The 26,766-nt window shown below is 65.9% G+C and carries 27 protein-coding genes; 17 read left to right on the top strand and 10 right to left on the bottom strand.

The window, feature by feature from the left end; genetic code table 11:
• Window positions 1–77: 77 nt before the first annotated feature.
• Window positions 78–1,532 (top strand): DHA2 family efflux MFS transporter permease subunit, encoded by a 1,455-nt coding sequence (locus tag QM590_RS00580; protein WP_269593650.1) that lies wholly within the window; start codon window positions 78–80, stop codon window positions 1,530–1,532.
• Here the strand turns inward: QM590_RS00580 and QM590_RS00575 are convergent.
• Both QM590_RS00575 and QM590_RS00570 read right to left on the bottom strand, forming a co-directional pair.
• The gene (locus QM590_RS00575; protein WP_094669830.1) at window positions 1,495–1,935 is read right to left on the bottom strand and encodes a ferritin-like domain-containing protein; all 441 of its coding nucleotides are present in this window, start codon (window positions 1,933–1,935) and stop codon (window positions 1,495–1,497) included. The two genes, QM590_RS00580 and QM590_RS00575, sit on opposite strands and share 38 nt — an antisense overlap.
• A complete protein-coding gene (locus QM590_RS00570) occupies window positions 1,932–2,435 on the bottom strand; it encodes a hypothetical protein (RefSeq protein ID WP_269593651.1) in 504 nt (167 codons plus the stop codon). Before QM590_RS00570 ends, QM590_RS00575 begins: the two co-directional genes overlap by 4 nt.
• Before the next feature lie 168 nt (window positions 2,436–2,603).
• On the opposite strand from QM590_RS00570, the gene rimP reads away from it, so the two are divergent.
• The 8 genes from rimP to QM590_RS00530 all read left to right on the top strand — a co-directional run bounded on the left by rimP (window position 2,604) and on the right by QM590_RS00530 (window position 11,014).
• Window positions 2,604–3,179, top strand: coding sequence for a ribosome maturation factor RimP (rimP, locus tag QM590_RS00565; RefSeq protein WP_094642141.1), 576 nt, complete (start codon window positions 2,604–2,606; stop codon window positions 3,177–3,179).
• Window positions 3,176–4,183 (top strand): transcription termination factor NusA, encoded by a 1,008-nt coding sequence (gene nusA / locus QM590_RS00560; protein WP_068050201.1) that lies wholly within the window; start codon window positions 3,176–3,178, stop codon window positions 4,181–4,183. The genes rimP and nusA overlap by 4 nt, the downstream gene beginning before the upstream one ends.
• Window positions 4,184–4,279: 96 nt before the next feature.
• The gene (locus QM590_RS00555; protein ID WP_283278780.1) at window positions 4,280–4,612 is read left to right on the top strand and encodes a YlxR family protein; all 333 of its coding nucleotides are present in this window, start codon (window positions 4,280–4,282) and stop codon (window positions 4,610–4,612) included.
• 97 nt (window positions 4,613–4,709) lie between these two features.
• Window positions 4,710–7,607 carry a translation initiation factor IF-2 gene (gene infB, locus QM590_RS00550; protein ID WP_269593653.1) on the top strand — a complete coding sequence of 966 codons (2,898 nt, stop codon included), beginning with the start codon at window positions 4,710–4,712 and terminating at the stop codon, window positions 7,605–7,607.
• 154 nt (window positions 7,608–7,761) lie between these two features.
• Window positions 7,762–8,052 (top strand): DUF503 domain-containing protein, encoded by a 291-nt coding sequence (locus tag QM590_RS00545; protein WP_068050194.1) that lies wholly within the window; start codon window positions 7,762–7,764, stop codon window positions 8,050–8,052.
• A gap of 103 nt (window positions 8,053–8,155) precedes the next feature.
• A complete protein-coding gene (rbfA, locus tag QM590_RS00540; RefSeq protein ID WP_269593735.1) occupies window positions 8,156–8,689 on the top strand; it encodes a 30S ribosome-binding factor RbfA in 534 nt (177 codons plus the stop codon).
• Window position 8,690: 1 nt separating this feature from the next.
• Window positions 8,691–9,689 (top strand): DHH family phosphoesterase, encoded by a 999-nt coding sequence (locus tag QM590_RS00535; protein ID WP_269593654.1) that lies wholly within the window; start codon window positions 8,691–8,693, stop codon window positions 9,687–9,689.
• Window positions 9,686–11,014 carry an MATE family efflux transporter gene (locus QM590_RS00530; RefSeq protein ID WP_269593655.1) on the top strand — a complete coding sequence of 443 codons (1,329 nt, stop codon included), beginning with the start codon at window positions 9,686–9,688 and terminating at the stop codon, window positions 11,012–11,014. The genes QM590_RS00535 and QM590_RS00530 overlap by 4 nt, the downstream gene beginning before the upstream one ends.
• Window positions 11,015–11,017: 3 nt before the next feature.
• On the opposite strand, the gene QM590_RS00525 is transcribed toward QM590_RS00530, so the two are convergent.
• From QM590_RS00525 to QM590_RS00510, 4 genes are read right to left on the bottom strand one after another with little or no spacing between them, the layout of a single operon-like run.
• Window positions 11,018–12,112: a sulfate/molybdate ABC transporter ATP-binding protein gene (locus QM590_RS00525; RefSeq protein WP_269593656.1), complete on the bottom strand. Its 1,095-nt coding sequence runs from the start codon at window positions 12,110–12,112 to the stop codon at window positions 11,018–11,020.
• A complete protein-coding gene (locus QM590_RS00520) occupies window positions 12,109–12,915 on the bottom strand; it encodes an ABC transporter permease (RefSeq protein ID WP_269593736.1) in 807 nt (268 codons plus the stop codon). Before QM590_RS00520 ends, QM590_RS00525 begins: the two co-directional genes overlap by 4 nt.
• Before the next feature lie 2 nt (window positions 12,916–12,917).
• Window positions 12,918–13,715 carry a molybdate ABC transporter substrate-binding protein gene (gene modA / locus QM590_RS00515; protein WP_411741268.1) on the bottom strand — a complete coding sequence of 266 codons (798 nt, stop codon included), beginning with the start codon at window positions 13,713–13,715 and terminating at the stop codon, window positions 12,918–12,920.
• Between the two features lie 10 nt (window positions 13,716–13,725).
• Entirely contained in the window at window positions 13,726–14,124 is a 399-nt protein-coding gene (locus QM590_RS00510) for a TOBE domain-containing protein (protein WP_149405961.1), read from the bottom strand.
• Between the two features lie 242 nt (window positions 14,125–14,366).
• Here QM590_RS00510 and QM590_RS00505 point away from each other — a divergent pair, with 242 nt between their 5' ends.
• From QM590_RS00505 to truB, 3 genes are read left to right on the top strand one after another with little or no spacing between them, the layout of a single operon-like run.
• Entirely contained in the window at window positions 14,367–15,290 is a 924-nt protein-coding gene (locus QM590_RS00505) for a metallophosphoesterase family protein (RefSeq protein WP_149405960.1), read from the top strand.
• On the top strand, window positions 15,287–15,952 hold the full coding sequence (locus QM590_RS00500; RefSeq protein ID WP_149405959.1) for a 4'-phosphopantetheinyl transferase family protein: 666 nt from the start codon (window positions 15,287–15,289) through the stop codon (window positions 15,950–15,952). The genes QM590_RS00505 and QM590_RS00500 overlap by 4 nt, the downstream gene beginning before the upstream one ends.
• Before the next feature lie 35 nt (window positions 15,953–15,987).
• Window positions 15,988–16,920: a tRNA pseudouridine(55) synthase TruB gene (gene truB, locus QM590_RS00495; protein ID WP_269593657.1), complete on the top strand. Its 933-nt coding sequence runs from the start codon at window positions 15,988–15,990 to the stop codon at window positions 16,918–16,920.
• A gap of 34 nt (window positions 16,921–16,954) precedes the next feature.
• On the opposite strand, the gene QM590_RS00490 is transcribed toward truB, so the two are convergent.
• Genes QM590_RS00490 through QM590_RS00475 form a run of 4 tightly spaced genes read right to left on the bottom strand, consistent with a single transcriptional unit; the run spans window position 16,955 to window position 20,371 of the window.
• Window positions 16,955–17,707 carry a metal-dependent transcriptional regulator gene (locus tag QM590_RS00490; RefSeq protein ID WP_373455154.1) on the bottom strand — a complete coding sequence of 251 codons (753 nt, stop codon included), beginning with the start codon at window positions 17,705–17,707 and terminating at the stop codon, window positions 16,955–16,957.
• A gap of 1 nt (window position 17,708) precedes the next feature.
• A complete protein-coding gene (locus QM590_RS00485; protein WP_149405957.1) occupies window positions 17,709–18,581 on the bottom strand; it encodes a metal ABC transporter permease in 873 nt (290 codons plus the stop codon).
• Between the two features lie 3 nt (window positions 18,582–18,584).
• Window positions 18,585–19,412, bottom strand: a complete 828-nt coding sequence (locus tag QM590_RS00480; RefSeq protein WP_269593658.1) for a metal ABC transporter ATP-binding protein — start codon at window positions 19,410–19,412, stop codon at window positions 18,585–18,587.
• Complete coding sequence (locus QM590_RS00475) at window positions 19,409–20,371, bottom strand: metal ABC transporter substrate-binding protein (RefSeq protein ID WP_411741269.1); 963 nt, start codon at window positions 20,369–20,371, stop codon at window positions 19,409–19,411. The genes QM590_RS00480 and QM590_RS00475 overlap by 4 nt, the downstream gene beginning before the upstream one ends.
• 103 nt (window positions 20,372–20,474) lie before the next feature.
• On the opposite strand from QM590_RS00475, the gene QM590_RS00470 reads away from it, so the two are divergent.
• The 5 genes from QM590_RS00470 to QM590_RS00450 all read left to right on the top strand — a co-directional run bounded on the left by QM590_RS00470 (window position 20,475) and on the right by QM590_RS00450 (window position 26,763).
• Window positions 20,475–21,443, top strand: a complete 969-nt coding sequence (locus QM590_RS00470) for a bifunctional riboflavin kinase/FAD synthetase (protein WP_094669994.1) — start codon at window positions 20,475–20,477, stop codon at window positions 21,441–21,443.
• Between the two features lie 121 nt (window positions 21,444–21,564).
• Window positions 21,565–21,834: a 30S ribosomal protein S15 gene (rpsO, locus tag QM590_RS00465; RefSeq protein WP_032397847.1), complete on the top strand. Its 270-nt coding sequence runs from the start codon at window positions 21,565–21,567 to the stop codon at window positions 21,832–21,834.
• Between the two features lie 392 nt (window positions 21,835–22,226).
• Window positions 22,227–24,488, top strand: a complete 2,262-nt coding sequence (locus QM590_RS00460; protein WP_094642123.1) for a polyribonucleotide nucleotidyltransferase — start codon at window positions 22,227–22,229, stop codon at window positions 24,486–24,488.
• 67 nt (window positions 24,489–24,555) lie between these two features.
• Complete coding sequence (locus QM590_RS00455; protein WP_269593739.1) at window positions 24,556–25,842, top strand: M16 family metallopeptidase; 1,287 nt, start codon at window positions 24,556–24,558, stop codon at window positions 25,840–25,842.
• A gap of 135 nt (window positions 25,843–25,977) precedes the next feature.
• On the top strand, window positions 25,978–26,763 hold the full coding sequence (locus QM590_RS00450; protein ID WP_269593659.1) for an SDR family oxidoreductase: 786 nt from the start codon (window positions 25,978–25,980) through the stop codon (window positions 26,761–26,763).
• The last annotated feature ends 3 nt before the right edge of the window (window positions 26,764–26,766 follow it).

Raw genomic sequence — 26,766 nt, 5'->3', positions numbered from 1 at the left:
CAGGTTATCAGTTGATAACTTACGGTCTCGAATAAGTAATCATTCGATGCTTACAAGCGCGAGACGGGACGACCGCAATGACCGCCACAGACTCTCCACCTGCAGTGCAGCCCGCCACTCGGAACGTTCCCGTGTGGCTCGGCATCCTCGCAGCATCCCTGCCGATGTTCATGGCAACCCTCGACAATCTGGTGATGACCAGCGCACTACCGGTCATCCAGCAGGACCTGAACGCCTCTGTCGGACAACTGCAGTGGTTCCTCAACGCGTACACCCTCAGCTTCGCCACCTTCATGCTGACGGCGGCGACGCTCGGCGACAGGTGGGGCAGGCGCGCGGTATTCCTCGGCGGCATCGCGGTCTTCACTCTTGCCTCGGTGGCCAGCGCGCTCGCTGCGAGTCCAGCGATGCTCATCGCCGCGCGCGCCGTGCAGGGAATCGGTGCCGCCGCGATCATGCCGTTGTCCCTGGCGCTGCTCGCCGCGGTGGTACCGGTGGGCAAGCGCGCGATGGCAATCGGGATCTGGGGTGGAGTCTCCGGACTCGGCGTCGCGCTGGGACCGGTGGTCGGCGGGGCCGTCGTCGACGGGATTTCCTGGCAGGCGATCTTCTGGATCAACGTTCCGGTGGCCCTCGTCGCAGTTCCGCTGGCGTACGTCGCGCTGAAGGAAACAGCAGGGCGCATCCAACCGCTCGATCTGCCCGGCGTGGTCCTCGCAGGCGGCGGTGTCTTCCTCCTGGTGTGGGCGGTGGTCCACGGCAACGACGACGGGTGGGCGTCGGCCACGGTGCTCGCCGGCTTCATCGGCTCGGCGGTGCTGCTCGTGGCGTTCGTTCTGCGCGCCTCGCGCACCCGACACTCGGTACTGCCGCTCGCACTCTTTCGTTCGCGCAGCTTCACCATCGCCAACATCATCGGAATCACGTTCTCGCTCGGCATGTTCGGGGCGGTGTTCCTCCTCGCGCAATACCTGCAGATCGTGATGAACTACACGCCGTTCCAGGCGGGCCTACGCACGCTGCCGTGGACCGCCGCACCGATGGTGGTCGCACCGATCGCAGGTCTGCTTGCCGAGCGCGTCGGACTGCGTGGGCTGTTGGTCGGCGGCCTGTCGCTGCAGTCGGTTTCGCTCGTGTGGATGGCGCTGATTCTGGGACCCGACACCGAGTATTCGTCGATGGTCCCGGCCCTGCTGACGGCGGGAGTGGGCATGGGGCTGACGTTCGCTCCTTCCGCCACCGCAGTGCTGCGGGACATGAAGGACGACGATCACGCCACCGCCAGCAGCGCCAACTCCACTGTGCGGGAGGTGGGTATCGCACTCGGCATCGCGGTATTGACAGCGGTGTTCATCGGAGCCGGTGGATCACTGACGCCCGCCGGTTACACCGACGCCTTGGCACCCGCTCTGCTCGTCGGCGCTGGGGCAGTGGCGATCGGACTGGTGGCGGCGTTGTTCATGCCGGGGCGTTCCGTCGGATCGGCACACGTGCTCACGGTTGACCGGGAAATGCCGTCGACGACGGACTGACTCCCAGAATTTGTTGCCACGTTGCGAGGCGGATCGCGGCGTCGGTCAGCGCTTGCACACCCATGTCGCGGGTCGCTCCCGACCTGCTGCGTTCGATCAGCGAACGCCACGCGATGCTGGTGTCGATCTCGGCTTGCGCGGCCAACTGCGCGGCCGAGATCGCGTCGGTCACCGGGAACGGGGACGCATACGCCGGATCGGGCAGCGGCACAGTGACACTCGCCGCCCGGAGTGCATCGATGGTCGCGTCTCGACGCGCGCGGTGGGCGGCAGTGTTCGACGCAACCAGATCTGCGCGCGTGGGATTGGAGAATGCCGCGACGACGCCGTAGGCGAACACCGCCGCGTACTCGGCGGCCAGTGCATCGACGAGGCCTTGCTGTTCCGGGCCGAGATCGCTCATGCCAGCACCACCAGGGCCGAGACCGTGCACGAGGCGCTGATGGAACCGAGAAGGCCTGCCCGGTAACCGCTTTCGTTGCGAGCCGCATCTGCCGCGCTGCGAGCGGAGGCCGTCAACATCTCTCGCACGGCGGCGAGATCGGGCGGCGGCGTGGTGGGAACGGGTGTCGTGGTGGCCGTGACCGACGACGTCTCGGTCGAGGCACCGGTGGCGCGGGCGATCTCGGTGTCGAGCGCATCGGCGTGCTCGGTCCGCTGCGCCGCGACGATCCCCAGGGCGGCGGCGTAGTCGGCGATCACCGTCGCGGCCGCGGTGGCATCCGCGGCATCGGCGCGGGCAGCGCGCAACTGCGCAGTCAAGGTGTCGAGGGCAGGACCCGAGATCGTCTCCTGACCGCAGGCCGCAACGCTAGACACGGTGGCCGCGGACAGAGCAGCGACGCCGGCGAGTCGGAAAAACCCGCGGCGACTGAGCGCGAAGGGGACGGTCGGCGTTGGCACTCCGATATCGTGCCAGACCGCGGCGCTCGCCCGTGCCGTGCCCGTGTGTCGCGTCGGCCGATCGTGGTCACGAGCACTGCCTGCGGGGCGGTAGGCTGTTGGTTCACCAAACGCAGTCCTGCTGCCGTACGCCGGATCGCCCACAACTACACACGAGGAGTTCGCGACATGCCTGTTCCGTCCAAGGAAAGGGTTGTCGAACTGCTCGCCGACCTCGTTCGAGAACGGGGTTACGACCTCGAAGACGTGAACGTCGTCGCCGCAGGAAAGCACAGTGCAGTGCGGATCATGGTCGATCGCGAAGAGGGAATCGACCTCGACGCTCTCCCGGAACTGAGCCGCGAGATCTCGGATGCCTTCGATGCCGTGACGGATTTCGGGGAAGCTCCGTACACGTTGGAAGTCACCACCCCCGGAATCGACCGCCCACTGACCGAGGCACGGCATTGGCGTCGGGCTCGCGGACGCAAAGTGCGTATCGAACTGGCCGACGGCAAGTTCGACGGTCGCGTCGGGGTACTCGACGGCGATTCGGTCACCGTGGTGATCAAGGAGAAGGGTGTGCTGTCGACTCGCCCCGTTGCCTTGTCCGATGTTGTGAAAGCTGTTGTACAGGTGGAGTTCTCGCGGCCGAGTGCCGAAGAGATGGACCTGGCGGGTGGTGTGGTCGGCAGTAGGCCGTCACCCGCGAACACCGATGAGATCGTGGACGTGGAAGCACCGGAAGAAGGGTCGGACAAGTGAATATCGACATAGCCGCATTGCGTGCCATCGAGGCGGACAAGGGAATTCCGATCGAGATGGTGATCTCGACGATCCAGACCGCGTTGCTGACGGCCTACCGGCACACCGAGGGGCACCAGTCCAACGCGTGGATCGACGTCGATCGCAAGACCGGCTCCGTTCGGGTGATGGCCAAGGAACTCGACGCCGACGGCAATCTGATCTCCGAATGGGACGACACCCCGGAAGGCTTCGGACGCATCGCGGCAACCACGGCGCGTCAGGTCATCCTGCAGCGCCTGCGCGACGCCGAGCACGAGCGGTCGTTCGGCGAGTACTCCACGCACGAGGGTGAGATCGTCAACGGGGTGATCCAGCGCGACACGCGTGCCAATGCGAAGGGCACCGTGATCGTCCGCATCGGAAGTGACGCCAACGGAGCCGACGGCCTGCTGCCGCCCGCAGAGCAGGTGCCGGGCGAGAGCTACGAGCACGGCGAGCGCATCAAGTGCTACGTCGTCGGAGTTGCCCGGGGCAACCGGGGTCCGCAGATCACGCTCTCGCGCACGCACCCGAATCTGGTGCGCAAGCTGTTCGCCCTCGAGGTTCCCGAGATCGCCGACGGCTCGGTCGACATCGTGGCAGTGGCTCGCGAGTCGGGGCACCGCTCGAAGATCGCCGTCGCGTCCACCGTGTCCGGGCTCAACGCCAAGGGTGCCTGCATCGGACCGATGGGTCAGCGCGTGCGCAACGTGATGAGCGAACTGGCAGGCGAGAAGATCGACATCATCGACTTCGACGAAGACCCGGCCACGTTCGTCGGGAATGCACTTTCCCCGTCGAAGGTCGTCTCGGTGACCGTCGTCGACGCGGTTGCCCGTGCGGCCCGTGTCGTGGTTCCCGAGTACCAGCTCTCTCTGGCCATAGGCAAGGAAGGGCAGAACGCTCGACTGGCTGCTCGATTGACCGGTTGGCGCATCGACATCCGCAGCGATGCGGCGGCACCCGAGACGACCAGCGCGTAGGGCCGGAATGCGGAGTTCGGGGCAATACAGCGGTAGAGTGGTCGATGGTTCGGTAACGACCTCTCCGCCCAGGGGCATGAACGCGAGTATCCGGTAGTGACAAGCCGGCCGATTCGTACATGCATCGGGTGCAGGGAGCGAGTGCCGGCCGCCGATCTGTTGAGGATCGTGGTTCGAGAAGCTGGTTCGCACGAATTCGCTCTCGTCCCCGATGTCCGGCATTCGATGTCCGGCCGTGGTGCGTGGTTGCACTACAGCCGAGAGTGCCTGCACAATGCGGAACGACGCCGAGTCTTCGGTCGTGCGTTTCGGATATCGGGAAATGTGGAATCGTCCGCAGTGACAGCCGTGCTCGACGAGCACGGACAGCTGCAGGCCGAGATCACGACAAGAGCAACACCCGTCGACAAGAACAGGCAACAGCACTGATGAGCACACCGTGAAGCACCAACGATGAACGTCCATCGGAGATAACCCGAGGTCGTGCGGGCACCAAGCCTCGCTCGGCCTCTCAGTGAGGAGAGCAGTGGCAGGCAAGGCCCGCGTGCACGAGTTGGCAAAAGAACTCGGTGTCACCAGTAAGGAACTACTCGCACGGCTCAAAGAGCAAGGCGAGTTCGTCAAGTCCGCATCATCCACAGTCGAAGCCCCCGTGGCGCGTCGACTGCGCGAGTCCTTCCCGTCCGAGAACACGGACGCGTCGGCACCGGCCGCAGCTGCACCGAACGGTCGCGCAGCGGCCGATCGGGCAGCGAGCAGCACCGCGAAGCCGGGTGCCGCGAAACCGGGCGGACCCCGTCCCGGCCCCAAGCCGGCACCGCGTCCGACAGAGCCGGAAGCACCCGCAGCGCAGGCTCCCGTGGAGGCAGCACCCGCTGCACCCGCGACTCCGGCCGCCGCGCCGGCTCCGGCCCCCGCAGCGCCTACCCCCGAGCCTGCAGCTCCGGCCGCTCCGGTCGAGCAGGCTCCCGCCGCGTCGGCTGCCACCAGCGACGCTGCCCCGGCCGCACCGAAGCCCGCAGGTCCCGGCCCCAAGCCCGGCCCCAAGGCTCCGCGTGTCGGTAACAACCCGTACTCCTCGGCTCCCGTGGAGCGCCCTGCTCCTCGGCCCGCTCCCGGTGCTCCGCGCCCCGGTGGCGGACGCCCCGCTCCCGGACAAGGTGGGCCTCGTCCCGCAACACCGTCCGGTGGCAGTCGTCCGGCTCCAGGGCAGGGTGGGCCCCGTCCCGCACCGGGCCAGGCCGGACCTCGTCCGAGCCCCGGCTCGATGCCTCCTCGCCCCAACCCCGGTGCCATGCCGACCCGTTCGGCACGTCCCGGCCCCGCAGCAGGTCGTCCCGGTCGTCCCGGTGGCGCTCCGGGCGGACGCCCGGGCGGCGGCGGTGGCGGTGGCTACCGCGGCGGCGGCGCTCCCGGCGCTCCCGGTGGTGCCCCCGCAGGCGGCGCTCCCGCAGGTGGTTTCCGCGGTCGTCCCGGTGGCGGTGGACGCCCCGGTCAGCGCGGCGCAGCAGCAGGTGCATTCGGTCGTCCCGGCGGAGCAGTTCGTCGTGGCCGCAAGTCGAAGCGGGCGAAGCGCGCCGAGTACGAGAGCATGCAGGCTCCCGCAGTCGGCGGCGTCAGGCTGCCCCGCGGCAACGGTGAGACCATTCGTCTCGCCCGCGGCGCATCGCTGTCGGACTTCGCGGACAAGATCGACGCGAACCCGGCTGCACTGGTGCAAGCCCTGTTCAACCTCGGTGAGATGGTCACTGCGACGCAGTCCGTCAACGACGAGACGCTGGAGCTTCTCGGCGGCGAGATGAACTACGTCGTTCAGGTCGTCAGTCCCGAGGACGAAGATCGTGAGCTGCTGGACTCGTTCGATCTCACCTACGGCGAGGATGCCGGCGGCGAGGACGATCTGGAGCAGCGTCCCCCGGTGGTCACAGTCATGGGCCACGTCGATCACGGTAAGACACGACTGTTGGACTCGATTCGCAACACCACGGTGCGCGAAGGCGAGGCCGGCGGAATCACGCAGCACATCGGTGCGTACCAGGTGCTGACCGAGCTCGAAGGCAACGAGCGTCTCGTGACGTTCATCGACACCCCCGGTCACGAGGCCTTCACGGCCATGCGTGCCCGTGGTGCCAAGGCCACCGACCTCGCGATCCTGGTGGTCGCAGCCGACGACGGCGTCATGCCGCAGACGGTGGAGGCCATCAACCACGCACAGGCAGCCGACGTGCCGATCGTGGTCGCGGTGAACAAGATCGACAAGGAGGGCGCGAACCCGGACAAGATCCGGCAGCAGCTCACCGAATACGGTCTGGTCGCCGAGGAATACGGCGGCGAGACGATGTTCGTCGACATCTCCGCCAAGCAGGGCACCAACATCGATGCCCTCCTCGAAGCGGTGCTGCTGACGGCCGACGCGTCGCTCGATCTGCGCGCCAACCCGGACATGGACGCTCAGGGTGTCGCCATCGAGGCACACCTCGACCGTGGTCGCGGCCCGGTCGCGACCGTGCTCATCGCTCGCGGAACCTTGCGTGTCGGTGACTCGATCGTCGCCGGTGACGCATACGGACGCGTTCGTCGCATGGTCGACGAGCACGGCGAGGACGTCACCGAAGCGATGCCGTCTCGTCCCGTGCAGGTCATCGGCTTCACGTCGGTGCCCGGTGCAGGCGACAACCTTCTGGTGGTCGACGAGGACCGAATCGCTCGACAGATCGCCGACCGTCGAAATGCGCGCAAGCGCAACGCTCTGGCAGCCAAGAGCCGCAAGCGCATCAGCCTCGACGATCTCGATGCAGCTCTGAAGGAGACTTCGCAGCTGAACTTGATCCTCAAGGGTGACAACTCGGGAACCGTGGAAGCGCTCGAAGAGGCGCTGCTCGGGATCGAGATCGACGACGAGGTCGAACTGCGCGTCATCGACCGCGGTGTCGGTGGCGTCACGGAGACCAACGTCAACCTGGCATCGGCATCCAACGCGATCATCATCGGCTTCAACGTTCGAGCGGAGGGCAAAGCCACCGAGCTGGCCAACCGTGAAGGCGTCGACATCCGGTACTACTCGGTGATCTACCAGGCCATCGACGAGATCGAGAAGGCCCTCAAGGGCATGCTCAAGCCGGTGTACGAAGAGGTTGCCCTCGGGCAGGCCGAGATCCGCGCGCTGTTCCGTTCCTCCAAGGTCGGAAACATCGCCGGTTGCCTCGTCACCTCCGGTACGATCCGTCGCAACGCCAAGGCGCGACTCATCCGAGACAGCGCCGTTGTCGCGGAAACCGTCACGATCTCCTCGCTCCGTCGCGAGAAGGACGACGCGACGGAGGTCCGCGAGGGCTACGAATGTGGTTTGACGGTGACGTACTCCGACATCAAGGTGGGCGATGTCATCGAGGCGTACGAGCTCCGTGAAAAGCCGCGCGACTAGAACGGATGCGGAGCCTTTCGGCTCCGCACCCGGTCGCGTCGGCTCGGTGGTGAAGCCAGGGGAGTGACACTGCGCTCCGACTTTCGAGCCGGTGGCGGTACGACAGATGTACCGCCACCGGCTTTGTCGTCGAAGCTGATCGAAGGACGTCAGCGTGTATCTGGGTGCTCTGGAGTTGGACGTGTTGTTGGGGGATGTGCGTTCGCTCGCCGAGAAACGGTCGATGGTGGAACCGGTGCTCGGTGATCTGCAACGGCTGGGAGTCTCGGCTGCCGAAACCGGTGAGCGAGAACGTATTCGGCGATCCCTGCTGGGGGTTGCCGCGGCCGGTACCGACGTCGACCTACTGCACGACAAACTGGACGAGTGCGAACGGCATGTCGCCGAACGCCACGATCTGGAACTGTTGGCAGTACGCCGGAGAATCTTCGGACCCGAGGATTGATCCGGGAAGTCCGCCGAGCGCTGCTCGGCGGACGAGAAGTGCACAACCGCCGCCACGTCGGAACAGAATCGACGTTCGGCCATGAAAGAGGAGTGTGATTGTCGTGGTGGATCAGGCCAGGGCTCGAAAGTTGTCCAAGCGAATCGCCGCCATCGTTGCAACGGCGATCGATCACGAGATCAAGGATCCACGGCTGGCATTCGTGACCATCACCGATACCAAGGTGACTGCTGACCTGCACGACGCCACGGTGTATTACACCGTGATGGGTGAAGACCTCGATACGCCGCCCGATCTTCAGGCCGCTGCGGCAGGACTGGAGAAGGCCAAGGGCGTGCTCCGCTCGAAGGTCGGAGCCGGAACGGGTGTGCGGTACACGCCGACGTTGACGTTCGTGACCGACACGGTGCCCGACACCGCACGCCACATGGAAGACCTGCTCGAACGCGCCCGCGTGGCCGACGAAGAACTGGCCCGCGCGCGTGCGAACGCCAAGCCGGCCGGGGATCCGGACCCGTACAAAGCTCCACGCGAAGTCGCAGACACAGATGGTCATTCCGCAGGCTCCACTCCTGCACTGGATGGTCATTCCGCAGGCTCCACTCCTGCAGACGTCGAGCCCGCCGAAGCCGACTGACATGTCCGACGATTCGGGGGCAGTGTCGGAGGCCGACCAGGATCTGGCGCGGGCGATCGAGATGCTCGAACGTGCATCCTCGGTGACCGTGCTGTGTCACGTTCAACCCGATGCCGACACGATCGGTAGTGGGCTTGCACTCGGTTCGGTGCTCGAACGTCGCGGCGCGTCCGTCCAGGTGGCGTTCGCAGCACCGGCGTCCCTGCCCGAGTCGATGGACGAATTACCGGGTAGACACCTTCTCGTCGGCGCAGACGAGGTCAGCGAGTCCGTCGACCTGGTGGTCACGGTCGACGCCGGAAGCAGGGGTCGGCTGGGTTCGCTGGGCGACCGACTCGATACGGCGCCGGCCAGCCTCGTCATCGATCATCACCGCAGCAACACACGATTCGGAACACTGAACGTGGTGCACGCGTCTGCTGAGTCCACCACCGCCGTCATCGCGCGGCTGTTCGATCGGTGGGGCGTCGAGATCGATGCCGATCTGGCCCACCTGCTGTTCGCGGGTCTGGTCACCGACACCGGTTCGTTCCGCTGGGTTCGCCCGGGTTCTCATCTGTTGGCGGAGAGACTGTTGGCCACGGGGATCGACGGGGCTCACATCGCCCGCAAGCTGCTCGACACTCACCCGTTCGACTGGTTGCCGATGCTCGGGTCGGTGCTCGGTTCGGCATCGTTGCTTCCCGACGCGGCCGACGGGCGAGGGCTGGTGTACGCCGTCATCAGGAGCGAGGATTCGGCCGGACTGCGGTCCGAGGAGATCGAGAGCGTGATCGACATCGTGCGCACCACCTCCGAGGCCGAGGTCGCCGCGGTGCTCAAGCAACAGGACTTCGGGTCGGTCTGGGTGGTCTCTCTGCGCTCGAAGACCGAGGTCGACGTGTCGGCGGTGGCGTGCGTGCTCGGCGGTGGCGGGCACCGCAATGCAGCCGGCTACACCGCGACCGGCGACCTGCCCGACGTGATCGATGCGCTGCGTGAGGCCCTGTCGGCGTCGTGAGTTCCACCCCGGTCACGGCTCGAAAGATCCTAGGTCTGTCGTTGCCCTCGCTCGGCGTCCTCGCAGCCGAGCCCCTGTACCTGTTGTTCGACGCCGCCGTGGTCGGCCGGCTCGGCGCGCTCGCCCTCGCCGGCCTGGCCATCGGTGGGCTCGTGTTGGCCCAGGTCAGCACGCAGCTGACGTTCCTGTCCTACGGCACGACCGCGCGAGCGGCTCGCATGCACGGTGCAGGCCGCGAACGCGACGCCGTCGGTGAGGGTGTGCAGGCAACCTGGTTGGCCTTTGCGATCGGTATCGCCATCGTCGCGGTGATGCAGCTCGCCGCCGAGCCCCTGGTCTCGGTGCTGACCGGCGGCGGGGACATCGCTGCCGAGGCCGTCGCGTGGCTGCGCGTAGCTCTGCTCGGTGTGCCGTTCATCCTGGTGTCGCTGGCCGGAAACGGATGGATGCGTGGGGTTCAGAACACGGTGACGCCACTGCGTTTCGTCGTGTTCGGCTTCGGTGTATCAGCGGTGTTGTGCCCCCTCCTGGTCCACGGGTTGCTGGGATTCCCACGGCTCGGGCTGGTGGGATCGGCCGTGGCGAACGTGATCGGCCAGGGCGTCGCCGGTGCGCTGTTCGTCGGCGCAGTCGTGCGGGCGAGCACCGAATTGCGCCCGCATTGGTCGGTGATGCGCGCACAACTGGTGCTGGGCCGCGACCTGATCGTGCGCAGTCTGGCGTTCCAGGCCTGTTTTCTGTCCGCCGCTGCGGTCGCGTCGAGGTTCGGTGCCGCCTCGGTCGCCGCAAACCAGGTGGTTCTGCACATGTGGAACTTGGTGTCGTTGATGCTCGATTCACTGGCAATCGCCGCTCAGACCCTGGTCGGAGCCGCCCTGGGTGCGAGCAGGATCGACGATGCGCGCGCCCTGGCGTGGCGATTGACGGCATGGTCGACGGTGTTCGCGGTCGTTCTCGCCGGCGTGTTCGCCGTCGGGCGTTCGTTCGTGCCGGATCTGTTCACCACCGACGCATCGGTCATCGACGAGATGCATGCGATCTGGTGGATCTTCGTCGCGATCATCCCCATTGCCGGCGTGGTGTTCGCGTTGGACGGTGTGCTGCTCGGCAGCGGCGACGCTGCATTTCTGAGAAACGCGACCATGGCCTGCGCCGTCGTGGGCTTTCTGCCGTTCATCTGGTCGGCTCTGGTGTTCGACTGGGGACTGGTAGGGATCTGGACAGGGCTCGGCGTCTTCGTCGCACTGCGGATGCTTGCAGTCGCGGGCCGAGTACTGTCCGGAAAGTGGCTGGTGATCGGCAGCGATCGCCAACTCCGCCGATAGCCGTCAGGGTTGCGACGGCAACGCGGGGTGCAATGCCACCTCACGGCTCTTGACGACGAAGAAGACGGTGCCGCCGGGCTCGAGCCCGAGATCCGACACCGCGGCAGGGGTGATGTCTGCAGCCATGCCCGGAGACCCGTCGGGTTGCGGGCGAGACCGAACACGAATGCCGGAGCCCTGCACCTCCATCTCCTCGATCACCACCTCGAACACGTTTCTCGGGCTGGCGTGCGGGGCCGTCGGGTGTACCGAGACGGCGGCGGGGGAGAACACCGCCACCAGTGCGGTTCCGGTGGTGTACCGCCCGGAGCCGTGGACCGTCAGTCCCCAGTTCGTGGTCAGGGACGTCGAGTCGTCGGCGTCGACAGCCCGTCCCGAGAGCAGGTTCACCCCCGCGATGCGGGCACCGAATTCGCTGCGAGGTGCGGTCAGGACCTCGGTGACCGAGCCTCGCTCGACGACGCGTCCGACGTCGACGACCGCGACGGAATCGGCGAGCGCGACGACGTCGAGCAGATCGTGGGTGACGATCAAGGCCGTGCGACCGCTCTCGCGCAGCACCGTGCGCAGTACTCGTCGAATGCTCGGTGCCGTGTCCACATCCAGCGCCGCGAGGGGTTCGTCGAGCAGCAGCAGGCGCGGGTCGGCCGCAAGAGCGCGCGCGATGGCTATTCGTTGAGCCTGACCGCCGGACAGCTGGCCGGGGCGGCGATCGGCCAGGTGGGAGGCTCCGACCGCGTCGAGCCAGGTATCGGCGACGGCACGCGCGGCGACGCGGTTCGCGCCGGCGCTACGCGGTGCGAAGGCCACGTTCGTGCGAGCGTCCATGTGAGGAAACAGCAGAGCTTCCTGAGAGAGGGTCGCGACGCCTCGGGCGTGAATCGGCACGACGGTGTTCGAGACGGTATCGGTCAGCACGTCCTCGCCGAGTCGGACGATTCCTTCGTCGGGTGCCACCACGCCCGAGACGAGCTGCAGCAGTGTCGATTTGCCTGCCCCGTTCGGTCCGAGGATGGCGACCGTCTCGCCGTCGGGGACGTCCAGCTCGAGATCGATGCCGCGGACGCCGAGTGTGGCCCGCAGGTGCAGTGAGTTCACAGCGTTCCCGACGACCGAGTGCCGCGTGCGGTCACGACGACGAGTGCCGCCACGAGAATCAGCACCAGCGACAGCGCCACCGCGGCATCGGGGTCGCTCTCGCGCTGCAGATAGATTTCCAGCGGCAGTGTCCTGGTCACGCCTTCGAGGGATCCGGCGAAGGTCAAGGTCGCTCCGAATTCTCCGAGCGCGCGCGCGAAGGCGAGGACGGTTCCCGATATCAGTCCGGGAAGTATCAGCGGAACGGTGACGCGCCGTAGGACGGTCGTGGGTGTGGCCCCCAGAGTCGCGGCCACCACGTCGTACCGGTCGCCGGCCGTACGCAGTGCGCCCTCGACGCTGACGACCAGGAAAGGCAGCGACACGAACACCTGTGCCAGCACCACGGCCGAGGTGGTGAACGCTATTCGAATCCCGAAGGCGTCGAGGTGCTCGCCCAACAGGCCTTGTCGCCCGAAGGTGTAGAGCAGCGCGATGCCCCCGACCACCGGGGGCAGAACCAAGGGCAGTACGACGAGAGAGCGAAGGATCGAGAGCCCGCGAATCGAGCTGCGCGAGAGCACGATTGCCATCGGCACGCCCAGAACCACGCACACTGCGGTGCTGGCCGTCGCCGTCTTCAGGCTCAGGATCAACGCCGCGACAGCGGATTCGGAGGTGATGAGTCCGAGAAAATTGGACCAGTCGATTCGGGTGAACATCGCGGCCAGCGGTGCCACCACGAGGAGTGCACCGATGGCCGCCGGAACGAAAATCCACACCGGCACACCGACGGTCGACCGCCCGTCGTGTGCGACTCGCACGGTCACGGAGCTGCGAAGCCGGCTCGACCGAGTACGTCCTGCCCGACGGGTCCGGTGACGAACTCGGTGAATGCGCGAGCGGTGCCCTCGTTGTCGGACCCGCTCAGTGTCGCGATCGGGTAGGTGTTGACGGCCTCGCTCGACTCCTCGAAGGGCACCGCGGTCACGGCCTCTCCTGCCCCGGCAGCGTCGGTCACGTAGACCAGTCCGGCATCGGCCTGCCCCGAGGTCACCTTGCCCAACACGTCGGTGACCGAGGATTCCTCGCTCACGGCCGGGATCTGCGTGCCGGTAGCGGCCTCGACCGAGGCCGTCGCCGCGCCGCACGGCACCTGGGGCGCGCAGATCACCGTGAGAACGTCGGGGTTTGCCAGATCGGCGAACGATGCGATGCCGTCCGGGTTTCCGGGGGCGGTCACGATGGTCAGCGTGTTGGACGCGAAGTCGACGGGGTCATCCGCAACCAGGCCCTCGTCGACCGTCTCGGTCATGTTCTTCGTATCCGCGGAGGCGAAGACGTCGGCAGGGGCGCCGGAGATCAGCTGCGCGGCCAGATCGGATGAGCCCGCGAAGCTGAACTCCACCGAGGTGCCGGGGTGTTCGGCCTCGAATCGATCACCGAGCTCGGTGAACGTCGCACGAAGCGATGCTGCGGCGAAGACCGTGATCTCGCCTCGGACCGCGCTGCCGTCCGAGGGTCCATCGGGCGCGGTCGAATCGGACTTCGAGCTGCACCCGACGAGCACGAGGGTGGCTGCGATGACGAGCGCGGATACCGGTCGCAGTGTCTTCACGAACATCTCCTGTGTCCTACGGTGTCTCGACGATGACGGTCGTGGCCTTGACCACAGCGACGGTGACCTTGCCGGGCTCCAGCCCCAGTTCGCGAACCGAGCGGGTGCTCATCAGGGACACGATCGTGAACGGCCCGCACTGCATGCTCACCTCGCTCATCACCGCATCCGAGACGACCTCGGTGACCAACCCCACGAGTCGGTTGCGTGCAGAGCTTCCGCCCGACGCGATCTCCGGCGGAGGGACAGCATGTTCGCGCGCGTAGTCGGCCAGGTCCCGGCCGGCGATGACCTTGCGTCCGTTCTCGTCCTCGAGCGAGGGGAGCGCTCCGCTGTCGATCCATCTGCGGACGGTGTCGTCACTGACACCGAGTAGCGCCGCGGCGTCTCGGACGCGGATCGGGGGCACCGTCATCGTGATGCCACCACAGCAGACATCCGCAAACAAGTCATGAAAGGCACCATATACCCGAATCTGCGGGTGAACGGCCTCGATTTCGTTTTCTGCGCGTACTCCCGCCCCACCGTCGACCGAGTTGCCGCCTCACCCCGCCCGGATACGCCGCGGAATCTGCGGGGAGTATTGGGCGTTGGTACGTTCTCGGACGGTTCTGGCGATTCGACGCCGGCGGCCGAGCGCATCGGAAGGAATTTTCAGTGGCAGCGAAGCTGTGGGCAGTGAGCGACATTCACGTCGGACATCGGGGCAACCGGCCCGTGACCGAGGACATCTTTCCCGAATCGCCCGAGGACTGGCTGATCGTCGCCGGTGACGTGTCGGAGAAGACCGACGACATCAAGTGGGCGCTCGAACTGCTCCGTAGCCGTTTCGCGAAAGTCATCTGGGTTCCCGGAAACCACGAGCTGTGGACGACGGTGAAAGATCCCGTCCAGATCCACGGGGCGGCTCGATACGAGTACCTGGTCAACCTGTGCCGCGAGATCGACGTCGTCACCCCGGAGGACCCTTATCTGCGGTGGGAGGGTGAGGGTGGCCCGGCGACGATCGTGCCGATGTTCCTGCTCTACGACTACACGTTCCTGCCGCAGGGAGCGAGAGACAAGGAACACGGACTGGCGATCGCACGTGAGAAGAACGTCGTCGCCACCGACGAATTCCTGCTGTCCTCGCAGCCGTACGCGACGCGCGATGCCTGGTGCCATGCGCGGATCGACGCCACCCGGGAGCGTCTCGATGCGCTCGACACCTCCGTTCCGACCGTGTTGATCAACCATTTCCCGATGGTTCGGCAGCCGACCGAGGTGCTGTTCTACCCGGAGTTCGCGCTGTGGTGTGGGTCCACACTGACGGCGGATTGGCACACGCGGTACAACGCGATCTGCTCGGTGTACGGGCACCTGCACATTCCGCGGACCACCTATTACGACGGCGTTCGCTTCGAGGAGGTGTCGGTGGGCTATCCGCGCGAATGGCAGCGGCGCGGCCTACCGAAGAACGTTCTGCGACAGATTCTTCCGGTCCCCGAGTATCCGCCGGGCGCGTTGAACAAGTGGGGCGGGCACTTCACGGTGACGCCCGAGATGGAGGCAGAGGTAGAGAAGATGAGGGCAGGCAAGTGATCGAATCGATACTTCCCAACGGCGTCGTCTCGGCCGAATTGTTCGCGGACCCACCGGGTTTGACGCCGCATCCGCTCGAGGCCCCGCTGGTGGCCAAGGCGGTGGACAAGCGCAAGCGTGAGTTCACCTCGGCTCGACACTGTGCGCGGGTGGCGATGGAGAAGCTGGGTGTCGAGCCTGCGCCGATCATGCGTGGCAAGTCCGGCGCCCCGCAGTGGCCGAAGGGTGTGGTCGGATCGTTGACGCACTGCGACGGTTATCGCGGTGCGGTGTTGGCCTACTCGATGCAGGTGCGTTCGGTGGGAATCGACGCCGAGCCGCACGGACCCCTGCCCGATGGAGTGCTCGAGGCAGTGAGTCTCGAGGCCGAACGGGAGTGGCTCGCGACCGCGGGCCGCGAGGACGTGCACTGGGATCGAGTGTTGTTCTGCGCCAAGGAAGCGACGTACAAGGCCTGGGAGCCGTTGACCGGACGCTGGCTCGGCTTCGAGGACGCACACATCACCTTCGAGCGCACCGGCTCCGGTGACGACATTTCGGGAACGTTCCGGTCCGAGCTGCTGGTGCCAGGAGACACGATGTCCGGTCCGCCGCTGCGGGCCTTCGACGGTCGATGGATGGTGGCGGGCGGTCTGGTGATGACCGCGATCTCGGTGATGTGACGACCTGCTCCGCGAGCCTGGCACAATGCTCTCTCGTGAGTGCTCGCGAAAAGATTTCGTCCGGTCTCGTCGGTGCCGGCCTGCTGGTGGTCGACAAGGGGCCGGGAGTGACGAGCCACGATGTGGTGGCGTCGTGCCGAAAACTGTTGCGCACCAGAAAAGTCGGCCATGCGGGGACCCTGGACCCCATGGCGACCGGCGTGCTCGTGCTCGGCGTGGAGCGTGCGACCAAGATGCTGGGACTGCTCTCGCTGACCACCAAGTCGTACACCGCCACCATCCGGCTCGGCCGGAGCACGACGACCGACGACGCCGAGGGCGACGTCCTGGCCCATGTTTCGGCCGCGCATGTCTCCGACACCGAGATCTCGACCGCGATTGCCGCCCTGACCGGTGACATCGAGCAGGTTCCTGCCAGTGTCAGCGCCATCAAGGTCGACGGGCAACGCGCCCACAAACTGTCCCGCGCAGGTGAGGAATTCACACTCGCCCCGCGCAAGGTCAGCGTCACCCGATTCGACGTGACGACCAGGCGCGACGTGGCGGAGGGCGAATCGGCGTTCGTCGACCTCGATGTCGAGGTCGACTGCACGTCGGGGACGTACGTTCGGGCCCTGGCGCGCGACCTCGGCGCGGCGCTCGGCGTCGGCGGCCACCTGACCGTGCTGCGCCGCACCCGCGTCGGACCCTTCACCCTCGACCACGCACGGACACTCGAAGAACTGGCAGAGGACCCGGCCGTGAGCCTGGACATCGATCAGGCGGCCCGAACGGCGTTCCCGCACCGGCAGATCGACGCGAGTGAGGCGGAATCGTTGAGCCAGGGACGGTGGCTGGATCCGATCGGAATCGACGGGGTGTACGCGGCGGTCGATCCCACCGGGCACACCATCGCTCTGCTCCAGGAGAAGGGCAAGCGCGCCAGTTCGGTCATGGTCGTGCGGCCTGCGACCTTGCGCGGGCACTGAAACATTCGGCACGGATGCGGCACCGGCCCGGCGATCAGGTCGCCGGAACCATCCAGATCGCCTCTGCGGCGCGGTGGCCGAGATCGATGGAATCAGTGGCGTCGGTGCGGGCCAGCTCGATGGCGACGGTGCCGGCGTAGTCGCGTCGTTCGACCACCGTGATCGGCAGGTCCAGCGTGATGCCGACGGAGTCGAAGTAGCGGAGCATCGCCGGGTCGGAGTCGGAAATTCTGGCGACTCGGCCGGACTGTCCGTCGAGGTAGTCGCTCAGGCGGGTCGCGGACGGGGCCTCGATCGCACCGTCGACGGACGGAATCGGGTCGCCGTGCGGATCGCGTTCGGGGTGGCCCAGTTTGGCGTCGATTCGATCCATCATCAGATCCGAGACGGCATGTTCGAGGATCTCCGCCTCGTCGTGCACTTCGTCCCAGCCGTAACCCAGCTCTCGGACCAGATAGGTCTCGATCAGTCGATGCCGACGCACCATACCGATGGCAGCGAGACGACCCTTCTCGGTCAGTGAGATGGCTCCGTAGCGGGCGTGGTCGACCATGCCTTGGTCTGCGAGCTTGCGAATCGCCTCGGACACCGTCGAGGCGGAAACACCGATGCGCTCGGAGAGCATCTTGGTGCTGACCGAGTCCTCGCTCCACTCACTGGCCGTCCAGATGACCTTGAGATAGTCCTGCGCAACCGCGGACAGCTGGACGCCCTCGTCGGCCGGTGCGGGATCGTCTTTTCGTAGCGCCACGTCGCCGAGCTTAGGCAATCCAATGGAAAAAGACATCTCACCCGGCCGGAGCCACCGGCACCTGTCCGCGTTGTCGCAGAGCGCGGACGACGATGCCCTGTGAGGGGCTGAAGAGGTAGGCAAGGACGAAGACCAGTCCCTGGGTGAGCACGACGCTGCCGCCGGAGGACACGTCGAGGTAGAAGCTGGCGTAGATCCCCACCAGCGCGCAACCCACCGAAATGAGCGGTGCCAGCACGAGCATGCGGCCGAAGCTGTGCGTGAGCAGATAGGCGGACGCACCGGGAGTGATCAGCATCGCCACCACGAGGATGACGCCGACGGCCTGGAGCGCGACCACGGTCGTCAGGGCGAGCAGGGTCAGCATGACGGCCGAGATCACCGTCGGGTTGATGCCCACGGCGCGGGCCTGGGTGCGGTCGAAGGCGAAGAGAGTGAAGTCGCGACGCTTGACGATCATGACGACCAGCGCGATACCGCCGAGGACGAACACTTGGACCATGTCTGCCTGCGAGACTCCCAGCAGATTGCCGAACAGGATGTGGTTGAGGTCTATCTGACTCGGAAACTTGGAGATCAGGACGACGCCGAGCGCGAACAAGGTGGTGAAGACGACGCCGATAGCGGCGTCCTCCTTGACGATGGTGGTGTTGCGGACCACTCCGATGGCACCGACCGCGATGAGCGCGAACAGCAGCGCTCCGATCGCGAACGGTGCCCCGAACAGGTACGACAGCGCGACGCCGGGAAGAACTGCGTGCGAGACCGCGTCGCCCATCAGCGACCACCCGATGAGGACGAGCCAGCAGCTCAGTACCGCGCACACTATCGAGGCGGTGACGGTGACCAGAAGGGCCCGCTGCATGAAGGTGTATTCGAGTGGGTCCACGAGAAAATCGATCAGATACACGGTTCAGCTCGCTTCCGTGGTTCGGGTGGACGGAGTTCGAGTGCCCGCACCCAACTCGTCGACCTTCGACGGGTCGATGCCGAAGGCCAGCGCCAGGTTCTCCGGGCGCAGTACGTCGATCGGACTGCCGTGCATCAGCACGCGCTGCTGCAGCAGGATCGCTTCGTCGCACAGTTCCGGCAGGGCGTGAAGATCGTGTGTGGACACCAGAACCGACGCACCCTGTGCTGCGAGTTCGCGGAGAAGCCTGGTGATGGTGGCCTCGGTTTTCTTGTCCACACCGGCGAAGGGCTCGTCGAGCAACAGCAGCGATGCCTCCTGGGCGATGGCGCGGGCGACGAACGCACGCTTGCGTTGACCGCCGGAGAGCTGGCCGATCTGTCGGTTCGCCAGTTCGGCGAGGTCGACGCGCTGCAGAGCCTCGTCGACGGCCAGTCGATCGGCGGCTCGGGGAGTGCGGAGAAAGTTCTGTTTCCCGTATCGGCCCATCATCACCACGTCGCGCACGCTGATCGGGAACGTCCAGTCGACGGATTCCGCCTGGGGCACGTAGCTGACCGTGCCGGCCTTGCGTGCCTGCGCCGGGTCTCCGCCGAACACGGTGATCGAGCCGGAGTTGGGCTTGACCACTCCCATGACGGCTTTGAACAGCGTCGACTTGCCCGATCCGTTCATTCCGACCAACCCGCACACCCGGCCGGGTGCGAGGGTCAGGCTGGCATCGGTGAGGGCTACGACGTCGCGGTATCGAACGCTGACGGCGTCCACCGTCAGCGCCGCACCCTTTTCGTGCGGGGCCTTGTAGTGAGGGTCACCAGTGTGCTGGGTCATCGTGCTCCTACCAGTGCGTCGGCGATCAACCGTGCGTCGTAGCGCAGTAGATCCAGATACGTGGGGACCGGTCCGGTGGCGTCGCTCAGAGAATCGACGTAGAGCTGTCCGCCGAAGCGCGCGCCGGTGTCCTCGGCGACCTGCAGCTGCGCCTTGTCCGAGACCGTCGACTCGCAGAACACGGCGGGTACGTCGTTGTCGCGAACGAAGTCGATGGTGCGTACCACCTGCTTCGGCGTTCCTTCCTGCTCGGCGTTGACCGGCCACAGGTAGGCCTCCTGCAGATCGAAGTCGCGGGCCAGATAGCCGAATGCGCCCTCGCAGGTGACGAGCGCGCGCTGGCGAGCCGGCAGCCCGGAGAGATCCGCGGCCAGTTCGGCACCGACCTCACGTAGTTGTCCCACGTATGCGGCTGCGTTCGCGCGGTAGTCGTCGGTGTTGGCGGGATCGAGCGCGACGAACGCGTCGGCGATGTTCTCGACGTACGTCTCGGCCACGACGGGCGACATCCATGCGTGAGGGTTCGCTTTGCCCGCGTAGGCGTCGTCGCGAATGTAGATCGGGTCCACGTTCGCACTCACCACGGCGTGGGGTGCGGGGATGCGCTCGACGAATTTCTCGAACCAGGCCTCCAGCCCGAGCCCGTTGTCCAGGATCAGCTCCGCCTGCTCTGCGGTGCGTAGGTCTCCTGGGGTCGGCTCGTAGCCGTGGATCTCGGCTCCGGCTTTTGTGATCGATTCCACTCGGAGGTGATCGCCGGCGACATTGGCGGCCATGTCGGCGAGGACGGTGAAGGTCGTCAGAACCAGGGGTCTGCCGTCGTCGAGCATCGCCGGATCGTCGTCCCCGACGGCACGGGCGCAGCCGCTCGAGGCTGCCACCAGTAGTCCCACCACGGCCCAGCTCGCGAGAATCCGCCCACGGCGCGATCCACACCGGCGAAGAAAAAAGTTAGGCACACCGAAATATTTACCGTGGGGATACCTATTTGTCCATACGTGCCGCGCGCGACACGCCTGTCCGAGAGTGACCGAGCGGCCGTCGGGCCGTAGGCTTCGCGGTGTGCAGAGATGGCGAGGTCTCGACGATGTACCTGCCGACTGGGGTCGGTGCGTGCTCACGATCGGCGTCTTCGACGGCGTTCATCGCGGACACGCACAACTGATCGGGCGAGCGGTGGCCGCTGCGAAGAAGCGCGGCGTTCCCAGCGTGCTCATGACGTTCGATCCCCATCCGATGGAGGTCGTGCGACCGGGAAGCCATCCTGCTCAGTTGACGACCCTGACGAGACGAGCCGAACTCGCAGAGGAATTGGGTATCGACGTCTTCTGCGTCATGCCGTTCACGCCGGAGTTGATGAAGCTCACTCCCGAGCGATACGTGCACGAGATCCTGATCGAACGTCTGCACGTTGCCGAGGTCGTCGTCGGCGAGAACTTCACCTACGGGAAGAAGGCGCTCGGCACCGTGCCCATGCTGCGCAAGATCGGCGAACGGTCCGGTTTCGCAGTCGACGGAGTCAACCTGCTCGCCGAGCACGCCGTGACGTTCTCCTCGACGTACATCAGATCGTGCGTGGACGCCGGTGACGTCGCTGCAGCCACCGCCGCGCTCGGGCGACCGCATCGCGTCGAAGGAGTCGTCGTGCACGGAGACGGCCGAGGTCGCCAAATGGGTTATCCCACAGCCAATGTCGCACCACCCATGTACTCGGCCATTCCCGCCGACGGTGTGTACGCGGCATGGTTCACAGTGCTCGGGCCGGGTCCGATCATGGGGACGGTCACTCCGGGGGAGCGGCATCCGGCTGCCGTGTCGGTGGGCACCAATCCCACGTTCTCGGGTCGTACCAGGACCGTCGAGGCATTCGTCCTCGACGGTGAGGCCGACCTGTACGGCCAGCACGTGGCAGTCGACTTCGTCGACCGACTGCGCGGCATGGAGAAGTTCGACTCGATGGAAGCCCTCGTGGAGGAAATGGGCCGCGACGCCGAGCGGGCCCGGACGATCCTGGCGGCCAGCACGGCCTGATAGGCTGACCCCTCGGTGCTCGCTGCGGTCCGCGGCGGCTGTACCGGCTTCGATCCCGTTGTCTCGACACCGGGCGCGTAGCTTCCTTTCACGCGGACGTCATTGATCAGGAGTAGTACCAGTGGCATTGACCACCGAACAGAAGAAGGCCGTTCTCGGCGAGTACGGCTTGCACCCCACCGACACGGGCTCACCCGAGGCGCAGGTTGCAATGCTCACCAAGCGCATCGTCGACTTGACCGAGCACCTCAAGACGCACAAGCACGACCACCACTCCCGCCGCGGCCTGCTGCTGCTGGTCGGACGTCGTCGTCGTCTGCTCAAGTACATCGCGAAGGTCGACGTCACCCGCTACCGCTCGCTCATCGAGCGTCTGGGTCTGCGTCGATAATTCATAACGACGCGAGGATGTCACCGATGCACGGTTCGACGCGCCGGTGCGCACCCGACTCGCAGCAATAGTGCAGTAGCCAACGAGGCAGTGCTTAGACTGTTCCTCGTTGGCTATCTGTGTTTGTACCGCAAGAACAGCTACGCCAGCACGAGAAAGCGGATGCGCAGCATTCGCACACCGCCGTGTATGCCTGTCACGCCGTGGTGACGGTCTTCGGTAGTGGCCTTTCGGATACGAGATCCGGTGGGCTTCGATCGATGGCCGCCTCCGCGCAGCCGCGTCCCGAGAGAAGCTCGGAGATGGACGGCACAGGTATGCCGCCACAGCCAGGAGGGCTGGTGGTGTGTCCACGCGGGCACGGCAAAGACGAGAGGACGAGAACAGAACACATGTCGGAAACCACAACTTTGGACGTCGAAGAAGGCGTCTACGAAGCAACTGCGATCATCGACAACGGCACGTTCGGCAAGCGGACCATCCGCTTCGAGACCGGCCGCCTCGCACAGCAGGCCGCAGGCGCAGTCGCTGCGTACCTCGACGAGGACACCATGCTGCTGTCGGCAACGACCGCCGGCAAGCACCCCCGTGAGGGCTTCGATTTCTTCCCGCTGACGGTCGACGTCGAAGAGCGCATGTACGCCGCGGGCCGTATCCCCGGATCGTTCTTCCGCCGCGAGGGCCGTCCGTCCACCGACGCCATCCTCACCTGCCGCCTGATCGACCGGCCGCTGCGTCCGACGTTCGTCGACGGACTGCGCAACGAGATCCAGGTCGTCATCACGGTCATGAGCCTCAACCCGGCCGATCTGTACGACGTCGTCGCGATCAACGCGGCATCGGCCTCGACGCAGATCGCCGGACTGCCGTTCTCCGGTCCGATCGGCGGCGTTCGCGTCGCACTGATCGACAAGCAGTGGGTCGCGTTCCCGACCAACGAGCAGCTCGAGAAGGCCGTGTTCAACATGGTCGTCGCCGGCCGCATCGTCTCCGGCTCCGGTGCCGACGCAGACGTCGCGATCATGATGGTCGAAGCCGAAGCCACCGAGAACGTCATCGAGCTCATCGAGGGTGGCGCTACCGCCCCCAACGAAGCGGTCGTCGCCGAGGGACTCGAGGCATCGAAGCCCTTCATCGCAGCCCTGTGCACCGCACAGCAGGAGCTCGCGTCCAAGGCAGCAAAGCCCACCGGCGACTACCCGGTTTTCCCGGCGTACCAGTCGGACGTCTTCGAGGCCGTCGAGAACGCCGCGAAGATCCCGCTCAACGAGGCACTGACCATCGCAGGCAAGGCCGAGCGTGAGAGCAAGCTCGACGAGGTCAAGGCTCAGGTCCTCACCTCGGTCGGAGACAGCTTCGCCGGCCGCGAGAAGGAGATCGGTGCCGCATTCCGCGCACTGACCAAGAAGTCGGTTCGCCAGCGCATCCTCACCGATCACTTCCGCATCGACGGCCGCGGCATCACAGACATCCGGTCGCTGTCCGCCGAGGTCGCGATCATCCCGCGTACCCACGGATCCGCCCTGTTCGAGCGCGGCGAGACCCAGATCCTGGGCGTCACCACCCTCGACATGGTCAAGATGGCGCAGCAGGTCGACTCGCTCGGGCCCGAGACGTCCAAGCGCTACATGCACCACTACAACTTCCCGCCCTACTCCACCGGAGAGACCGGCCGCGTCGGTTCGCCGAAGCGTCGCGAGATCGGCCACGGCGCACTCGCCGAGCGCGCTCTGCTGCCGGTTCTGCCCAGCCAGGCAGAGTTCCCGTACGCCATCCGCCAGGTCTCCGAGGCACTGAGCTCCAACGGCTCGACCTCGATGGGCTCGGTGTGTGCATCGACGCTGTCGCTGCTCAATGCCGGTGTGCCACTGCGTGCCCCGGTCGCCGGAATCGCAATGGGCCTCGTGTCCGACGAGGTCGACGGTGAGACCCGCTACGTCGCCCTCACCGACATCCTCGGTGCTGAGGACGCCTTCGGCGACATGGACTTCAAGGTCGCCGGAACCAAGGACTTCGTCACCGCACTGCAGCTCGACACCAAGCTCGACGGCATCCCCTCCAAGGTGCTCGCCGGCGCGCTGTCGCAGGCCAAGGATGCGCGCACGACGATCCTCGAGGTCATGGCCGAGGCCATCGACACCCCGGACGAGATGAGCCCGTACGCACCTCGCGTCACCGCGATCAAGGTGCCGGTCGACAAGATCGGTGAGGTCATCGGGCCCAAGGGCAAGATGATCAACTCCATCACCGAGCAGACCGGTGCCAACATCTCGATCGAAGATGACGGCACTGTCTACGTCGGTGCAGCGGACGGCCCGTCCGCACAGGCCGCGATCGACATGATCAACGCCATCGCCAACCCGCAGCTGCCGAAGGTCGGCGAGCGATTCCTCGGAACCGTCGTCAAGACAACGGCTTTCGGTGCATTCGTCTCGCTGCTCCCGGGCCGCGACGGACTGGTGCACATCTCCAAGCTCGGTAACGGCAAGCGCATCAACAAGGTCGAGGACGTCGTGAGCGTCGGATCCAAGTTGCGCGTCGAGATCGCCGATATCGACAACCGCGGCAAGATCAGCCTCGTTCCCGTCGAAGACGACAACGCTGCTGCTCCCGCCGACGCTCCCGAGGCACCCGCCGAGGTCAGCGCTGAGTAAGAAGCAACCGAGTCGAACGGTACGTCCCCTCGGGACGTACCGTTCGGCCGTTCCAGAGAGCACCGGCATCGACACGGGCGTGCAACGCACCACTCTGCCCGGCGGTCTTCGGGTCGTCACCGAGTTCGTGCCAGGCGTTCGCTCGGCCTCGGTCGGTGTGTGGGTCGGAGTCGGCTCGCGCGACGAGCAACCCAGTGTTGCCGGTGCAGCACACTTCCTCGAACATCTGCTGTTCAAATCGACGCCCACGCGCAGTGCGCTCGAGATCGCCCAGGTGATGGACGGTGTCGGGGGAGAGCTGAACGCGTTCACCTCGAAGGAGAGCACGTGCTTCTACGCGCACGTGCTCGACGAGGACGCGGCGCTCGCCATCGATCTCGTCAGCGATGTGGTGCTTCGCGGCCGCTGCCGATCGGCAGATGTCGACGTCGAGCGTCAGGTGGTCCTCGAAGAGATCTCCATGCGCGACGACGATCCCGAGGATTTGCTGGGAGATGCCTTCCTGGAAGCCATGTTCGGTGATCATCCGATCGGGCGCCCGATCATCGGCTCCGTCGAATCCATCGAGTCGATGACCCGTGCGCAATTGCACTCGTTCCACGTTCGCCGCTACACGCCGCAGCGCATGGTCGTTGCTGTCGCGGGCAACGTCGATCACAAGCAGATTGTGTCGTTGGTGCGTCGCGCTTTCGCGGGCCATCTGGAAAAGGGCCTGCGACCGGCCGAAAGGCGAAGCGGCACAGCGCGATTGCGTAACGCCCCCACATTGAGCCTGACCACTCGTGACAGCGAGCAAGCGCACCTGTGCCTCGGCGTACGTGCGTTCGGTCGACACGAAGGGCATCGCTGGGCGTTGTCCGTGCTGAACTCGGCAGTGGGCGGCGGGCTCAGTTCTCGTCTGTTCCAGGAGATCAGGGAAGAGCGCGGACTGGCGTACTCGGTGTACTCCTCGGTGGACACGTTTGCCGACAGCGGTGCGTTCTCCGTCTACGCGGGTTGTCAGCCGGAGAACCTGGGCGAAGTGACCACGGTGATCAGGGAAGTGCTCGCCAAGGTCGCCTCCGAGGGCATCACCGACGCGGAGTGTGCGCGGGCCAAGGGTTCGTTGCGCGGCGGATTGGTTCTGGGACTCGAAGATTCGGGCTCTCGGATGAACCGGATCGGTCGTAGCGAACTGAACTACGGCAATCACCGCGACATCACCGATACGTTGGCGCGGATCGACAGTGTCGGCAACGACGAGGTACGCGAGGTCGCTGCCGTGTTGCTCGACCGTCCTTTCGGTGCCGCGGTGGTCGGCCCCTACAAAAACGTTCGCCAGCTACCGGCGTCGGTCAAGTCTCTGGTTCGGTAGCGTCGGCGATCACGTCGCTGTTTCCGTGCACGGAGGTCCACAGTCGCAGGGCGGTGGACTGTGGATTCTCCGGTGCGACGGTACCAACCGTGCTCTCGGCGTTGACGTGTATGCCGCTACGGTCGACAATGCAGCATGAACAGCGATGGGCGTACCGTCCTCGTCACCGGTGTGGGTCGACGCCTTGGTATCGGCTACGCCATCACCCGTAGGTTGCTGCAGGATGAGCGCTCCCGCGTCTTCGCGCAATCCTGCGATGCCTACGACGTGAGCGAGCCGTGGGGAGCAGGGACACCGGGGGCGGTGCAGGTGCTCGCCGAGTTGTCCACCGCGCCAGGCAGACTCGGGCATCTCGACGTCGATCTCTCCGATCCCGAAGCACCTGCCGCCCTGTTCGATGCTGCCGAATCCAGGTTCGGTGCCGTCGACTCGTTGGTGATCAACCATGCCCGGTCACAGCTGGGCGACCTGGGGTCCCTGACGGCAGAGAACCTCGACCTGACGTGGGCGGTGAACGTGCGTGCGTCGTTACTTCTGGTGCAGGAATTTGCGCAACGGTACGTCGATCACCGCGACGGCGGACGCGTCGTGCTGTTCACGTCCGGGCAGGGGGAGGGGCCGATGCCGACCGAGATTCCCTACGCGGTGACCAAGGGCGCGATCGCCGCGATCACACCGACCTTGGCCGATTCGCTGATCGAACGGGGTATCACCGTCAATACGATCAATCCTGGTCCGACCGATACCGGTTGGGCGAGTGCCGATCTGGACGCGTTCGTCTTGCGCCACATGCCGCGGGGTCGGTGGAACTCTCCGGACGAGGCCGCGGCGGTCGTGGCGATGCTGCTCTCGCCGGATTCGGGCTCGATCACCGGTCAGGTCATCGGTGCCGAAGGCGGATTCCGACGCTTCACGCCGTGACGC

The sequence above is a fragment of the Rhodococcus sp. IEGM 1372 genome, from assembly GCF_030056835.1.
Classification (GTDB): domain Bacteria; phylum Actinomycetota; class Actinomycetes; order Mycobacteriales; family Mycobacteriaceae; genus Rhodococcoides.
Note: the sequence above shows the minus strand (reverse complement) of the source record. Positions and strands in the feature narration are given on the sequence as shown.